The sequence below is a fragment of the Candidatus Salinivivens marinus genome (genome assembly GCF_965655845.1).
Lineage (GTDB): Bacteria > Pseudomonadota > Alphaproteobacteria > Rhodobacterales > Rhodobacteraceae > Salinivivens > Salinivivens marinus.
On sequence record NZ_CBFHHX010000002.1, the window covers coordinates 143,017 to 158,618 of the forward strand.

A 15,602-nucleotide genomic window follows, 5' to 3' on the forward strand; every position below is an offset into this window, starting at 1 on the left:
CAGTTTTAAAACTGTAATAGTAATATCAAAAGATTAGCACAAGGTATAAACTACCATAGACATTTATAGATTACTTTTAATCAAGTTTATTTAAGATTAAATTCAAAAGATGGAATCGGTTTTTGACTTAAAAAGTGCGAAAGCGCTTTTAGAATGGCACGTAGAGCTCGGCATTTCAGAGGCTATTTCTGAGAGACCAATTAATAGGTTCGAAAGCAAGGTCGAGGCGAATCCGGGTCCAAAGACTTCTGAGCCGAAAGATAATCCTGTAAATATTATACCAGATAATCCAACTGATGAAGCAGTTATGGTATCTGCAAATGCAAAAAATTTATCAGAACTGAAAGCTGCAATTGAGAATTTTCCACACTGTGATTTAAAATATGGAGCTAGAAATGCAGTTTTTTCAGCCGGTTCTCCATCTGCTAAAATAATGATTATTGGTGAGGCTCCAGGACGAGAAGAAGATTTTCAGGGTGAGCCTTTTGTCGGACGCGCTGGGCAGCTTTTGGATAAAATGCTGTTCTCTATAGGATTAAGCAGAGAAGCGAGTGATGCGGAAAAATCTGTATATATCACAAATGTAATGCCCTGGCGTCCACCGGAAAATCGTGAGCCAACTCAAGATGAAATAGACATGATGTTACCATTTCTAAAAAGGCACATAGAGTTAGTTAAGCCCGATGTATTAGTAGCAATGGGCAACATTAGTTGTCAGTCTCTAATTGGGCGTCGAGGGATCACCAAGATCAGAGGTATTTGGGCTGAGGCATTTGGACTTCCCGTTCTGCCCATGTTGCATCCTGCCTACTTATTACGTAACCCGGTAGCAAAACGCGAAGCTTGGTTTGACTTATTATCTCTCAGAGAAAAGGTTTTTACTTGATGTCAAAGTTAGATATGAAACGTGAATTTGTTCCCGTAAATTTTGCCATTCTAACAGTTTCAGATACGCGATCTTTAAGTGAAGATAAGTCCGGAGATGTTTTGTCAGAAAGGATCAAAGGTGCCGGTCATTTCGTAAATGCAAGAGAGATAACAACAGATGACGAGGCAAAGATAATAATACAGTTGAAAACATTAGTGGAGCGCCATGATATAGATGTAATTCTTTCGACGGGTGGCACAGGTTTGACAGGCAGAGATGTTACGGTTGAAGCGCACAAAAAGATTTATGAAAAAGAAATTGACGCTTTTGGAACATTATTCACAATGATCAGCATAGAAAAAATTGGTACGTCCGCGATACAGTCGCGTGCCACCGCAGGTGTTTCAGGTGGTAAGTATCTTTTCGCCCTTCCGGGAAGTCCTGGCGCCTGCAAAGATGCTTGGGACGGCATAATTGAAAAACAATTCGATTACAGGCATCGGCCTTGTAACTTTGTTGAAATTATGCCGAGATTGGATGAGCACATGCGGCGTAAGTGATCCATTGGTTGCTTTGGACCGTATGCTAGATAGAATTAACTGAGTAGGACTTAATTATGAGGTTCTTAGGCAGAGGACTGATAGGTCTTCTTTTATTCTCGCTCGCACTGGGTTTGTTAGGACTTGCCGGAAATACTATAAAAATTGCGGTGCAGGACCGTGTCAACAAAGAACCTAGGGCGCAGAAAGCGCGCGAGAGGACTTTTACTGTAAAAGTTGTTCCTGCTGAAATTACTAGTATGAATCCTACGCTGAATGCTTTTGGTGAAATCCAAAGTCGAAAGACATTAGATTTAAGGATGGCGGCAGGTGGACAGATACAAGAGTTATCAACAAATTTTGTTGAAGGTGGCAGCGTAATTAGTGGGGAGTTGTTAATACGCTTAGATGACTCTAATTACCAGTCGGCTGTGGATTTAGCAGAAAATAATTTGATTGATGCAGAAAATGAAGTGTCAGAATCTGGCCGTAATCTGTCTTTTTCAAAAGAAGAATTGGCCGCCGCGGAGGAGCAAGAGGAGCTAAGACTTCGTGCTCTAAAAAGACAGCAAGATTTGGTAAAACGTGGTGTTGGAACCGCGGCAGCTTTGGAAAATGCTGAGTTGGCGGCTTCAGCAGCTACGCAAGCGGTACTTTCCCGAAAAGCGGCTGTTGATCAGGCTAAGAATAGAGGAGCTCAAGCTGAAACGCGCCTAGTAAGGGCTGAACTTGCCCTAAACGATGCCAAAAGAAAATTGGAAGATACTGTACTTTATGCTGAATTTTCTGGGCTGCTGAGCGGTGTATCCTTGGTAAAGGGAGGTATTGTATCCGCAAATGAGCGCTTAGGACAGCTAATCGATCCGGAAGTTCTAGAAGTATCCTTTAAGATCAGCACTCAGCAATACACAAGGTTGCTAGATGATAATGGAGATCTTTTGAAGGCACCTGTTTCTATTGCTTTGACCAACACAGATCAGGGTTTGACAGCCGATGGTGTAATTATACGTGACAGTGCTTCAGTCGCAAAAGGTCAAACGGGCCGCCAAGTATATGCTAAGTTGACTAAATCCGTGGGATTTAAACCTGGTGACTTTGTGGCGGTTAAAGTTGAAGAGCCTACTTTAAATTGGGTAGTCGCGTTGCCTGCAACTGCACTTGATGCAAGTAACAGCGTTTTAATTTTGGGTGAGGGTGAACGATTGGAAGAAGCTCAGGTTAAATTAATGAGACGGCAAGGTAATGAGGTTATTGTTCGTAGCCGAGATTTGACTGGGAAAGAAATTGTTGCTCAGCGTTCACCAGTGTTGGGAGCCGGAATTAAAGTTAAACCAATACGTTCTGGAGAAGAAAATAAAGTAGCGGAAGTAGAAATGCTAGAGCTGACTGAGGAACGGCGAGCAAAGCTGATTTCTGCCATAGAAACGAACGGATACATTCCTAAGTCGGCGAAAGAAAGGATAATTGGGCAGCTCACGCAACCCAAAGTGCCAGCTGATGTCGTTGCGCGCATAGAAAGTAGAATGGGAGGCTAAACGTAAGATATGGTGCGTGATTTACCCATAGGAGCAGGCGGCATCCTGTCATATTTTACACGTCACAAGACGGTAGCTAACTTACTATTAGTAGTTTTGGTGATTTCTGGACTACTGACACTGCCAAATATGAGAGCACAGTTTTTTCCTGATGTTATAGTAGATGATATTTCTATTGGAGTTCGATGGAATGGAGCAGGTGCCGAGGATGTAGATGCGGGTATCGTTCAATTGCTCGAGCCAGTACTTCTTGGGATCGAAGGTGTTACTGATGCATCGAGTTCATCCAGAGAAGGTTCTGCGAGAATAAATTTAGAATTTGAGCCGGGGTGGGATATGGCAAGGGCGGAAGCGGATGTCGAGACCGCAATTGATCAAGTTACTGTCCTTCCCTCAGATTCTGAAGATCCCACAATAATTAGAGGTAATTGGCGGGACAGGGTTGCTAATGTTATAATTACGGGTCCAGTTGCTGTTGATCAGTTAGGGTTATTTGCAGATGAGCTTACGTCTCGGTTATTTGATGAGGGTGTAACTCGAACTACAATTCAAGGTTCTATTGCGCCCGAAGTACTGGTAGAAGTGCCATCAGCGAACCTTATCTTTTATAACATATCGATGAAAGAAATAGCACTCGCGATTTCTCAAGAAGTAGACACAAGTCCGGCCGGAGACGTGACAGGGGCAAATGCACGTGTACGGACTGGCGTTGAAAAACGCAGCGCGACCGCCATTGGTAATATTGTGCTTCGACTAAACTCCGATGGCTCGTCTTTGCTTTTGTCTGACGTTGCTGAAGTTAAAATGAGTGGAATAGATCGAGAAAGATCATATTTTGTTGGAAACAACCCAGCTATAGGCATCCGTGTTGATCGCTCGCAACAGGGTGATGCTATAGACATACAGCATACCGTAGAAACAGTTTCTAAAAAGTTTGAGCAGACTTTACCGCTAGGCACGACCGTTGACCTAATTAGGACGCGTGCTGATTATATTACTGGCCGTCTGAAAATGCTGCTAGAAAATGGTCTTACTGGTTTAGGATTAGTAGTTCTACTACTATTCTTATTTCTTAATGCTAGAACAGCATTTTGGGTGGCTGCAGGTATTCCAACAGCAATGCTAGCCGCTATTACCGTGATGTACTTCGCGGGGATCACCATTAACATGATATCACTCTTTGCTCTAATAATTACGTTAGGAATTGTGGTAGACGATGCCATAGTTGTTGGAGAACACGCCGATCATAGAGCCCGCATGGGATTAGAGCCTTATGAGGCGGCTGAAAGTGCGGCAAAGCGAATGGCATTACCTGTTTTTGCGGCTACTTTAACCACTATTATTGCGTTTTTTGGATTAGTTGTAATCGGAGGAAGATTTGGAGACTTGATCGCGGATATTCCGTTCACTGTGGTTGCAGTATTGGCTGCTTCCCTAGTGGAATGTTTTCTGATCTTACCAAATCATATGGCACACTCGCTTAAACACGTTAGAAATAATTATTGGTATGACTGGCCATCGCGTATTGTAAACTTTGGCTTTGAATGGTTCAGAGAAAAGATTTTTGGTCCTTTCACTCGATTGGTAATTTCATCTAGATATGTTGTATTGGCAGGTGCAATTGCTATCTTGGCATCTCAGGTTACAATGGTTATCTCAGGCAAAGTAAATTGGCGCTTTTTTAATGCCCCAGAGCAATCATCCGTAACTGGTAATTTTGCAATGGTTGATACGGCCAAACGAGAAGATACTCTGGCTATGATGAAAACTCTCCAGAAGACTGTAGAAGATCTTGCGAAAGAGTATGAAGAAAAACATGGTAAAAACCCTGTTAAATACCTGTTAGCTGAAGTTGGTGGTAACTCTGGGCGTGGATTGTCCGGTACTGAGAATAAATCAAAGGATCTTTTAGGGGGCATTGGTATTGAGCTGATTGACGCAGATCTGAGACCGTATTCTAGTTTTGCCTTTGTTGGCGAATTGCGTGATCGCGTTCCGCGTACGGCTCTTTTGGAACAAATATCTTTCAGGGGATGGAGAGCCGGTCCTGGCGGAGATGCTCTAGATATTCAACTATTTGGGTCGTCATCAAAGGTTTTAAAGGAAGCGTCTGAAGATTTAAAAAACGAACTAAGCAAGTATTCTCAAGTGTCTGCACTTGAAGATAATTTGGCTTACGACAAAGATGATTTAATACTTCAATTAACTCCTCAGGGGCAAGCAATTGGCTTTACAATTGATGGTCTTGGTGCGATTTTAAGGAGTCGTCTTAATGGTATAGAGGCAGCAACCTATCCGGTCGGACCTCGTAGTGCTTCGATAAGCGTAAAGCTACCTGAAGGTGAGTTGACGTCAGATTTCCTGGATAGAATGCTTCTGAGAGCACCTGATGGATCATATACACCTCTGGCTGATTTAGTGAGTGTGGATAGGCAGGCAGGTTTTTCTACTGTTCGGCGTGAAAATGGTATTAGGATTGTTTCCGTGACAGGAGATGTGTCTGAGGATGATCCAAAAGCCGCTCAGCAGGTCGTGGAAACCTTAGAAAATGAAATTTTGCCTGATTTGGCGTCAAAATATCAGATTGAATGGCAGCTTGCGGGTCTTTCGGAGCAGGAGGATCGATTTTTAAATGAAGCACGCATTGGTTTGATTACATGTCTGATTGGAATTTATTTAGTTTTAACTTGGGTTTTTGCGAGTTGGACACGGCCTATTGTAGTCATGGCAGTAATACCGTTTGGGCTTGTGGGAGCAATTTGGGGTCATTATGTTTGGGATGTTCCACTTTCAATGTTTTCTGTCGTTGGTTTGCTTGGCATGACGGGAATAATTATCAACGATTCCATTGTTTTAATTACAAGCATTGATGAGTACGCCCGCGATCGAGGGATTGTCCCTTCTATTGTTGATGCAGTTAAGGATAGGCTGCGTCCGGTAGTTCTCACCACTTTAACAACTGTATTGGGCTTGGCTCCTTTGCTTTATGAAAACTCCTCACAAGCACAATTTTTACGACCTACTGTAATAACTTTAGTCTATGGTTTAGGCTTTGGCATGTTATTAGTGCTATTGGTAGTTCCATCATTGGTTGCAATGCAAGGGGATCTAAAGAGGTTTTTTGTGGCTTTGCGTCATGGTTTAAAATTTCGAAATTTGAGAATTCGCCTTGGCTTCTATACTACAGCGTTTTTTATAGTTGCTTGGCTGAGTGCAACTGTCGGTTCACAAATACTAATAGGGGACTCATTAGTCGATTTTTCACAGCTGGGCATTTCAAATTTTAATTTTGGAGGTCTGGCTTCGGCTTTTCTCCTGTATTTACTAGGCGTTCTAGCCATTCTTTTCATATTTTATGCGGTAAATGCAATCACTTCAGTAAAAACTTCTAGACAAAGAGGCTAACCGGAGCATCCTACGAATTCTAGGGATTGGTTAGATCCAATAATTGTGGTTTTTATTGTTTCTCTTGAGATTACTCCAGGCAGTTCGGTCTCAACACTATTTTTTGTTGAGACTGTGATGCGATCATCAAAAATGTATGCCTTTTTTGATTTTACATAAAACACTGAACTCCCTACTTCGATCACAAAAAGCTCGATATTTTCTATTCCTGTTTTAACGTTCTTTTCGTTAAATTCTATGATTAGTTCACCGTTCTTTATGATACACTGGGGAGGTTGAAAACCTATATCATCCGATTTAATTGGTTCTGATAATATAGCACCTAAAATCTCGTAATTTTCTTGGTTTTGACCCGGTGTTGCAAAATAAGAAACGTTTAATGTAACTGGAATGCAAACATCCTCACAAAGTCCAATGTCAGCCTGTATTTCCAGCTTGATAGGTTTCGAAGTATCGATTGGTGTCACTTCGAGGGGAATTAATACGCTGTCCTTATAACCAATAGACCATAAATTATCGTCACCAAAAATAATGGGTGAAGGCCACATAATTTTTGCCGCAAGTACATTTTCAGATTTGTCAAAGGTGAATAAAGGCTCCAAACCAGCATTTCCTGGTAAACGCCAATAGGTTTTCCAGTTTTTATTTAAATCAATTTTTAAACCAAAAATGAGCTTCTGATCTTTTTCGATCCAACCATCAGTAATTTTTGCACTTACGAGCCCATTGGCATGAACAATCAGTGAGCTTGAAATAAGAAACCCAAAAACGAGTATTCCAAACTTAAATATTTTCATAGAGATGAGCTTAGATACCTGCATTGCTTGGGTAAGCTTAAATAAACATAGTATTATTTTGAAGCTCTTTTTTATAACTTTTTATTCTTGTATTGAGGCTCTTTTCAAACGGTCATTAATGGCAAGCCCAATTCCTTCGTTTGGAATTGGGCTAACAGAAATTGTTCTTGGATTAAAACTGTCTAAGATGTGGAGAAAGTTAAAAAGGTTTTGAGCAGCTTCACTTAGGCTTTTCCCTTTGGATAAATTCATATCACATTCAACGTCACCAAATCCTAGCTTTTTTTCTCCTTGCCTCCAATCTATTGCATCAAGACGCAACTTAGCCTTTGGAGCATAATGGGATTTCAATTGGCCTGGTGCGATAATTGGGCCTTCGTTATCATAATTTGCTATTTTTGCGCCCAATGCATTCGAAACGGCTTCAGGAGTTATAAAGCCGGTTCGTAAAATGGTAGGTACGCGCGTAAGTGTTACAATTGTGCTTTCAACACCCACTGCGGAGTTTCCACCATCAACAATCGCATCAATTTTTTGATTTAGGTTTTTTAAAACATGGTCGATAGAAGTAGAACTTATCTTGCCCGATAGGTTTGCGGATGGTGCTGCTAATGGCCTATTAAATTGACGTAAAATTTCTAACGCAACTGGATGACTGGGCATTCTTATCGCAACAGATGGAAGATTCGCACGGGCTGTTTTAGCAATTTGGGAATTTTTTGTTGATGGTAAAACAATTGTCAGCGGGCCGGGCCAAAATTTCTTTGTAAGGATTTCAGCGGCCTCGTTCCATTGAACATATTGTTTTGCCATTTTGATGTTTTTTACATGAATTATTAACGGATTAAAAGCAGGTCGTCCTTTGGCTTTAAATATCTTTGAAACTGCTTCTTCATTGGTAGCATCTGCCGCAAGGCCGTAGACCGTTTCTGTAGGAATTGCCACAAGTCCACCTAGCTGTAGAATTGATACGGCTTTTTCTATGTCTGACTGACTATACCCTAGGTTTTCAGTTTTCACGAAATGCTTCCTTATGACGTGGCGTCTTCCTTGATCCAATCCTAGAATTCTTTCACTGAACTTGGTAGCATCCCACGCTTATTACGTTTAATTAATTGATGAGGATCTTTATGCCAACGCGCGCCGCTGTTTCTGAATTCAAATTTATATTAGATAATATTATCGATTATGAAGAAGTTATTCAAACATCAAGGTTCAAAGACGCTAATGCAGAATTAGTTTCTCAAATTCTTATTGAGGCGGGGCGTATGTGCGACGATGTTTTATCACCTTTGAACAGGGTAGGTGATTTACAGCCAGCGATTTTAAGTAATGGGGTTGTTAAGACTTCGCCTGGTTTTGGGGATGGATATCACGCAGTAGCTCAAGGTGGCTGGATTTCTACTTCTGCATCCCCGGAGTTTGGCGGAATGGGACTACCACAGACATTAACGGCTTGTGTTAATGAAATGATGGCCGCAGCTTGCCTTTCCTTACAGTTAAACCCCTTGATGACCCAGGGTCAGATTGAGGCAATTGAAAATCATGCCGACGAGGGAATTAAGTCTATATATTTGCCGAAACTGATTTCGGGCGAATGGTGTGGTACAATGAATTTAACAGAACCTCATGCAGGTTCAGACGTGGGAGCGTTATCTACGAAGGCAGAGCCAAACGGAGATGGTTCTTATGCAATAACTGGACAAAAGATTTACATCTCGTGGGCGGATAATGACTTCACAGAAAATGTAATTCACCTCGTATTGGCGAGGTTGCCAGAAGCTATGCCTGGGCCTAAGGGTATATCTTTATTTCTTGTTCCTAAAAAACTTCCAGATGCCAAGGGAAATGCTGGTGTTTCTAATAAATTAAAAGTGGTCAGCTTGGAACATAAAATGGGGCTACATGGTAGTCCCACTGCGGTAATGCAGTACGAGGGCGCCACTGGTTGGATTATCGGTGAACCAAACGATGGTTTGCGGGCTATGTTTACCATGATGAACAATGCGAGGCTGGGTGTTGGAGGTCAAGGTATTGGTGTTGCTGAAGCAGCTTTTCAGCACTCCACCGAGTATGCATTGAACCGCAAGCAAGGTAAGTCAACTATTCAAAATAAACATGGCACAATAATTGATCATGCTGACATTCGCCGAATGTTAATATCAATGCGTGCTGATATTTTTGCTTCTCGATCAATTGAATTAGAAAATGCTAAAGCAATCGACATGGCAAATGCAACTGGGGAACCTGAATGGATTAACAAAGCTGCGTTCTTAACACCCATAACGAAAGTTTTTGGTACCGAGATAGGGATCAACATATCGAACCTAGGAGTTCAGATCCACGGTGGTATGGGCTTTATTGAAGAAACGGGTGCTGCGCAATTTAGTCGTGATGTGAGGGTTACCGCCATTTACGAAGGAACAAATGGGATTCAGGCTATGGATCTGGTTGGCAGGAAAATGATGGATAATGGTGAAACCGCATATGAGATTATTAACCAAATTAAAGAATATATTGATAATCTATCGGGCGTGAAAAAAGACTTATCCGGACTTTTGGGGTTGGCGAATGAAACGCTTCGTGAAACTGTTGAATATTTAATTTCAAAGAAAGAAGTGTCGGATCGTTTTGGAGGCGCGATGCCATTTCTTATGGGATTTGCTAGGGTTTTAGGTGGTTTTTATCATTTAAAAGCTGCAGTAGTTGAAGGCGATAATGGTCCTAGGACTAAGTTGGCCAATTTTTATATCAGAAGAATATTACCAGAGGCAATTTCTTTTCTTGTTGCTGCAAGAAGCGATCCTAACGAAATTTATAATTTCTCTGTAGATGAATTAGTTGGGTCCTGAGGTGACGATAAACCACCCCTGGGAAGCACCGCCTGAGTTTGCTGAACCTTTAAAAGTCGCTGACGGAATTTTCTGGTTTCGTGTGCCATTACCTAAGCCTTTAGATCATGTAAATGTGTATGTGCTTGAAGACAATAATGGATGGACTGTAGTCGACACAGGCCTTTCGACTAACAAAACGAGAGAAATGTGGCAAAAAATTTTTTCTGGGCCGATGGCTGGAAAGAAAATCCAAAGATTAATTGTTACTCATCACCATCCGGATCATGTAGGGTTGGCCGGTTGGTTTCAAAAAGAATATAAGGTTTCTTTATGGATGACCCGCACGGCTTGGCTTACAGCCCGTATGCTGCGGTTAGATGAGCAAAAGGTGCCGCCTCCAGAAACGATAGAGTTCTGGACGCAGGCGGGAATGCGCTCGGATATTATGGAGGAGCGGAAGAGTGGAAAGCCCTTCAATTTTGCTGATGCTGTATCTGCCCTTCCGCTTGGTTTTCGGCGAATTGTAAATAATGAAGAAATTGAGATTGGAAATCGTATTTGGAAAGTAAGGGTTGGAAATGGCCATGCGCCTGAACATGCAACGCTTTGGTCCAATGTAGATGATATTGTGATTGCTGGGGACCAAATTATTTCTTCTATCAGTCCGAATTTGGGAGTATATGCCACGGAGCCAAACGCTAACCCCGTAAAAGAATGGATTGATACTTGTCATAAACTATCTGCTTTTGCCTCAGATAAGCATCTTACTTTACCCGGTCATAAGTTACCATTTACTGGTTTAAAATTCCGATTGAAGCAAATGGTAGAAAATCATGAACTTGCTCTTAATCGTCTGATAAATTTTTTAGAAAAGCCTCACACTGCCGAAGAGTGTTTCAGTATTCTGTTTGGAAAAAGTATCCAAAAGTCAGAGTATGGTTTGGCTTTAGTAGAGGCGGTTGCACATGTTAATTACCTTTACTCAGACGGTACAGTATCTAGAGTTTTGGATAAAAACGGTGCCTTTAGATATCAAACTTTATGATAAAGTGCGGCAATTTTTATCTAACTTCGTGGGTGACAACGATTTTAAAGTTAGTTAAACAAAATTCGAGAGTGAAGGAATTTAAAATGACTACAGAACACAAACATGGGTCAATGGACACAGAAGTTCAGGAAAAAACATTTGCTGGCTTTATAAACTGGACGACTAAAACAGTTATTGTATGCATTTTGGCACTAATATTTATAGCTTTAGTTAATGGATAAATATTTAACCTTCCTGGGTTTTGGGACGTGAATGCATTAGCAGTGTCGTTTATAGCTTTGGGCCAACAGGTCGTTTTGCTAAGTGAAAATACCTAGTTTCGATTTTACTATGAGTTCTAAGATATAGAGTTCACAATCGAATAATATTGTAAACGAGTTTAATAAATATTGTTTTGATCAACTGGATAATTTGGTTTGATAAAAAAAGAATTACTTGACGAGTATATAATAGCTCCAAATCCAGATGGAGTGGAATTGACTAAAACCGTTGAAGGCTTAGACCATGAGGGTAATTCCTTTATAAGTCAGGTTATTGAGGAAAAGCCTCTTACGATTTATTTAAATAGTCAAGAAATCGTAACAGCAATGACAATTGGTGATTATCCTGAGTATTTAGCAGTTGGATTCCTTAAGAATCAAGGGATGCTTGATAGCTTGAATCCGGTTATATCTGTCGATTATGATGACGACTTGGCCGTGGTTGTCGTAAGAACTGAAAGTGAAACTAGCTTCGAAGAAAAGCTAAAGAAAAAAACGAGAACAAGCGGTTGCGCTGTAGGTACAGTTTTTGGAGATATGATGGAGGGTTTGGAGGGCTTAAAGCTTCCCACAAGCCAGCTGCGGATTTCTTGGCTTTATGACTTATCCAACAAAATAAATAGGACACCTTCACTATACCTGGCAGCTGGCGCAATACATGGAACGGTTCTGTGCAAGGAAAATAAGGCATTGGTCTACATGGAAGATGTTGGTAGGCACAACGCTGTTGATAAAATCGCGGGATGGATGGATTCCCATAATGTAAGTGGTAGTGATAAGATTCTGTACACCACTGGGAGATTGACATCTGAGATGGTTATTAAAACTGCTCAAATGGGAATACCAATCTTGGTATCAAGGTCAGGCTTTACAGCATGGGGTGCAGAAATTGCAGTTAAAGTTAATTTGACGCTTATTGGTCGCATGAGAGGTCAAAGATTTACATGTCTGTCCGGATCTGATCGCCTTATTTGGGATGTTGACGGCGAGAACGCTGATGACAAATAGGCCGCCGTCAGTCATTTTAGCGGGAGGTCTGGCCCGTCGAATGGGTGGAGGTCACAAGTCATTGTTAAAGCTTGACGGATTGCCGATGCTAGACCACGTGATCCAACGATTACAGCCGCAGACTTCTAAAATTGTGCTCAATGTCAATGGCGATAACTCGCAGTTTTTAGGTTACGGGCTGCCTATTGTTTCGGATACTTTACCAGGCTTTTTGGGACCATTAGCCGGAATTTTGTCTGGGTTGCGATGGGCTCAGAATTTAAATGCTGATTGTTTAATTTCAGTTGCAGCCGATACGCCGTTCTTTCCGGAAGATTTGGTTGAAAAGTTAATAAATGCTACTGATGATATGAAATATCCTTTAGCTTTAGCTTTTACACGAGATGAAAAAGGAAAAGTTCGTCGACACCCCACTTTTGGCATTTGGCCGGTATCACTTGCTGACAATTTAGAGGATGCTCTTGTGGATGGATTGCGAAAAATTGTCTTTTGGGTTGATCAACACGGTGGTAGATGTGTTGAATTTGATCAAGGTTTATTCGATCCATTCTTCAATGTAAATTCGCCTGATGATTTATTAAGGGCAGAGCGACTTTTAGGGACAAAAAAATGAAAGTATTTGGGGTAACGGGTTGGAAAAACTCTGGAAAAACAGGACTTGTTGAACGGCTGGTTAGTGAATTTATATCTCGAGGGCTGAGTGTTTCAACTGTAAAGCATGCACATCACACTTTTGATGTTGATCATCCTGGTCGGGACAGTTATCGCCATAGGGCTGCTGGAGCTAAAGAAGTGCTTCTCGTTTCCAAAAATAGATGGGCAATAATGCACGAATTGAGAGATGAAGATGAACCAGAATTGTCCGAAATATTAAAAAAAGTTGAGAAAGTTGATTTGGTTATCATCGAGGGTTTTAAAAGAGACCGGCATCCTAAAATAGAGGCATTTAGAGCAGAGACTGGGACCAGTGCTATAGCCAGAGAGGACGAGTCGATCGTTGCAGTTGCGGCGGATACATCCCTGACCAATTTAAAAATACCTGTATTTGACTTGAATAATACTTCTGAAATAGCTGATTTCATATCAGGCTTTTTAGATTTAAATGTTTGATCACGTATTTGCTATAGATTGGTCAGCAAGATCGCGACCAAGCCCCAAGAAGCCGTCTGCAGATTCTATTTTTATTGCCCAAAAAGATACGATTGAAACCAAACACCATCCAAAATATTTTAGGACTCGATTTTCTGCATACGAATATTTGACGGGGGAACTCCAAAAAAATGTTGCAAAAGGTAAGCGCCAATTAGTTGGCTTTGACTTCTCATTTGGTTTTCCGACAGGTTTTTTGTCAAGTTTGGTAGGGGAGCGGAATATAAAGGTTCTGTGGAAATGGTTCCTTGATGAAGTTAGAGACGATGCGAATAACGTGAACAATAGATTTTTAGTAGCAGACAAAATAAATTCCCTATTTAGCGGCATTGGCCCATTCTGGGGGTGTCCTGCCAATCTAAAGCTACCAAATCTGCCAGCTAAAGGAACGGAGTGTAAAGAACATAATTTGCCACAATTCCGTATATGTGAGCAATTTACTGCCGCACAACCAGTCTGGAAGCTTTACACGACTGGTGCCGTAGGCTCTCAGACCTTTCTAGGTGTGCCATATTTATATCGTTTAGCATTAGAGTTTGGTGAGGACATAGCTTTCTGGCCATTCGACGCAAAAGCATTCCTAGCTAATAATAAAATTGTTGTCTGTGAGATTTATCCAAGTATGTTCTTTGACAGTCATGCGCAAAAAAAATTAATCGATTTGTATCCTGATCAACAATATAACATAAAGGACGCCAGCCAAGTGCAATTAATGGCGGATTTATTATTAAGTTCTGCTGGAGCCCCTTGGTTTCAATCATATTTAGACCTAAGTAAATATTCTGAGAAAATAAGTGAAGAAGGTTGGATTTTTGGTCAAGGAATCGGGGTTGGCCAATGAAGAAACCACCTCCTTTAAAAAACGATTGCTTTGTATTGCCTCAAGGAACAAAGTGGACCCTCGTCGATGATGCCCTAGAGCGTTTAAAATCGGTTTCAAAGTGTCTGGTTGAAACCGAGAAACTGTCTGCAAAAGATGCCATAGGGAGGGTCTTGGCTGCAAATATTCATGCTGGTTTTAGCAGTCCTCCTCATGCAAATTCGGCTGTGGATGGTTACGCCATTAATTCAAAAGATTTGAAAAAAAGTGGCCTAATAAGCCTTACAATTTTGCCTGGTAGAGCTGCCGCTGGGCATCCATATTCTGGAGAAATTACAGAAGGGGATGCTCTGCCAATATATACTGGTGCCAAAATGCCCATTGGAGCTGATACGGTTATTTTACAAGAAGACACTGTTTCCGAAAACAGTAAAGTAAGTTTTTATGGCCCAATTAAAGCTGGATCAAATACTCGGGATCTAGGTGAAGATGTTGAAGAAAATACATTAATACTCCCCAAAGGAAGAAGAATTACACCAGGTGATATTGCATTGATGGCTTCCACTGGTGTTTCGTCGATAACTGTATACTCAAGGCTCAAGGTTGGAATATTTTCGACTGGTGATGAAGTCATCAATTCAGATGTTGACCCCTCTGCCGGGCAAGTATTTGATGCTAATCGTCCGCTGTTATATTCACTCTTGGACGAATGGGGCTTTGATGTAATCGACTTTGGTATTCTTAGGGATAATAGAAAACATATTGAGACTGAATTAGCAAAGGCCAGTGGACAGGTAGATGTTATAATAACTTCAGGCGGTGCATCAGCTGGTCAGGAAGATCACATGTCTGCTATACTAACAAAAAATGATAGCCTTGCGGTCTGGCGTATTGCGGTTAAACCAGGGCGCCCACTGATATTAGCAGTATACAATGGTAAGCCAGTTTTTGGGTTGCCTGGTAATCCAGTTGCAGCAGGAACATGTGCCATGGTTTTTGCAAAGCCAGCACTTAATGTTTTTTCAGGTAGTAATTGGTTGGAGCCATTATCGTTTGAATTGCCGGCTAACTTTTCAAAATCAAAGAAGGCTGGTCGCCGCGAATTCCTTCGAGCAAGAATTCGAAATGGCAAAGTAGATATTTTTAAATCGGAAGGATCTGGACGAATAAGTGGTCTTTCGTGGGCAGAAGGTTTTGTAGATCTACCAGAGCATGAATTGTCTGTGATGCCCGGGGAAAACGTGAAATATATCCCATTTTCATCGTATCTGGATTAGTTTTTCCAACAGTATTTATTGTAGGCCACAAAATTTTCATGAGTATGTGATTTGAAAGCTGG

Annotated in this window: 14 protein-coding genes; 12 read left to right on the plus strand and 2 right to left on the minus strand. The window is 41.3% G+C overall.

All coding sequences use genetic code 11. The features are described from left to right. The first annotated feature begins 109 nt into the window (after nt 1-109). Genes ACTF5Q_RS02935 through ACTF5Q_RS02950 form a run of 4 tightly spaced genes read left to right on the plus strand, consistent with a single transcriptional unit; the run spans nt 110 to nt 6,347 of the window. Entirely contained in the window at nt 110-886 is a 777-nt protein-coding gene (locus ACTF5Q_RS02935; protein WP_438953205.1) for a uracil-DNA glycosylase, read from the plus strand. After that, the gene (locus ACTF5Q_RS02940) at nt 886-1,428 is read left to right on the plus strand and encodes a molybdenum cofactor synthesis domain-containing protein (protein WP_438953206.1); all 543 of its coding nucleotides are present in this window, start codon (nt 886-888) and stop codon (nt 1,426-1,428) included. Before ACTF5Q_RS02935 ends, ACTF5Q_RS02940 begins: the two co-directional genes overlap by 1 nt. Before the next feature lie 56 nt (nt 1,429-1,484). Continuing rightward, on the plus strand, nt 1,485-2,942 hold the full coding sequence (locus ACTF5Q_RS02945) for an efflux RND transporter periplasmic adaptor subunit (protein ID WP_438953207.1): 1,458 nt from the start codon (nt 1,485-1,487) through the stop codon (nt 2,940-2,942). A 9-nt stretch (nt 2,943-2,951) separates the two neighbouring features. Further along, nucleotides 2,952-6,347, plus strand: coding sequence for an efflux RND transporter permease subunit (locus ACTF5Q_RS02950; protein WP_438953208.1), 3,396 nt, complete (start codon nt 2,952-2,954; stop codon nt 6,345-6,347). Here ACTF5Q_RS02950 and ACTF5Q_RS02955 read toward each other — a convergent pair. After that, entirely contained in the window at nt 6,344-7,144 is an 801-nt protein-coding gene (locus tag ACTF5Q_RS02955; protein ID WP_438953209.1) for a protein-disulfide reductase DsbD domain-containing protein, read from the minus strand. The genes ACTF5Q_RS02950 and ACTF5Q_RS02955 overlap by 4 nt on opposite strands. Before the next feature lie 81 nt (nt 7,145-7,225). After that, a complete protein-coding gene (locus tag ACTF5Q_RS02960; RefSeq protein ID WP_438953210.1) occupies nt 7,226-8,164 on the minus strand; it encodes an L-threonylcarbamoyladenylate synthase in 939 nt (312 codons plus the stop codon). A 110-nt stretch (nt 8,165-8,274) separates the two neighbouring features. Here ACTF5Q_RS02960 and ACTF5Q_RS02965 point away from each other — a divergent pair, with 110 nt between their 5' ends. The 8 genes from ACTF5Q_RS02965 to ACTF5Q_RS03000 all read left to right on the plus strand — a co-directional run bounded on the left by ACTF5Q_RS02965 (nt 8,275) and on the right by ACTF5Q_RS03000 (nt 15,540). Then, nucleotides 8,275-9,996, plus strand: a complete 1,722-nt coding sequence (locus ACTF5Q_RS02965) for an acyl-CoA dehydrogenase (protein WP_438953211.1) — start codon at nt 8,275-8,277, stop codon at nt 9,994-9,996. 1 nt (nt 9,997) lies between these two features. Then, a complete protein-coding gene (locus ACTF5Q_RS02970) occupies nt 9,998-11,023 on the plus strand; it encodes an MBL fold metallo-hydrolase (RefSeq protein ID WP_438953212.1) in 1,026 nt (341 codons plus the stop codon). Between the two features lie 86 nt (nt 11,024-11,109). After that, nucleotides 11,110-11,247, plus strand: coding sequence for an aa3-type cytochrome c oxidase subunit IV (locus tag ACTF5Q_RS02975; RefSeq protein WP_438953213.1), 138 nt, complete (start codon nt 11,110-11,112; stop codon nt 11,245-11,247). 195 nt (nt 11,248-11,442) lie between these two features. Next, complete coding sequence (fdhD, locus tag ACTF5Q_RS02980; protein WP_438953214.1) at nt 11,443-12,294, plus strand: formate dehydrogenase accessory sulfurtransferase FdhD; 852 nt, start codon at nt 11,443-11,445, stop codon at nt 12,292-12,294. After that, the gene (gene mobA / locus ACTF5Q_RS02985; protein WP_438953215.1) at nt 12,284-12,907 is read left to right on the plus strand and encodes a molybdenum cofactor guanylyltransferase MobA; all 624 of its coding nucleotides are present in this window, start codon (nt 12,284-12,286) and stop codon (nt 12,905-12,907) included. The genes fdhD and mobA overlap by 11 nt, the downstream gene beginning before the upstream one ends. After that, nucleotides 12,904-13,404 (plus strand): molybdopterin-guanine dinucleotide biosynthesis protein B, encoded by a 501-nt coding sequence (gene mobB, locus ACTF5Q_RS02990; RefSeq protein WP_438953216.1) that lies wholly within the window; start codon nt 12,904-12,906, stop codon nt 13,402-13,404. Before mobA ends, mobB begins: the two co-directional genes overlap by 4 nt. Next, nucleotides 13,397-14,284, plus strand: a complete 888-nt coding sequence (locus ACTF5Q_RS02995) for a hypothetical protein (protein WP_438953217.1) — start codon at nt 13,397-13,399, stop codon at nt 14,282-14,284. The genes mobB and ACTF5Q_RS02995 overlap by 8 nt, the downstream gene beginning before the upstream one ends. Next, complete coding sequence (locus tag ACTF5Q_RS03000) at nt 14,281-15,540, plus strand: molybdopterin-binding protein (RefSeq protein ID WP_438953218.1); 1,260 nt, start codon at nt 14,281-14,283, stop codon at nt 15,538-15,540. Before ACTF5Q_RS02995 ends, ACTF5Q_RS03000 begins: the two co-directional genes overlap by 4 nt. Nucleotides 15,541-15,602: the final 62 nt, after the last annotated feature.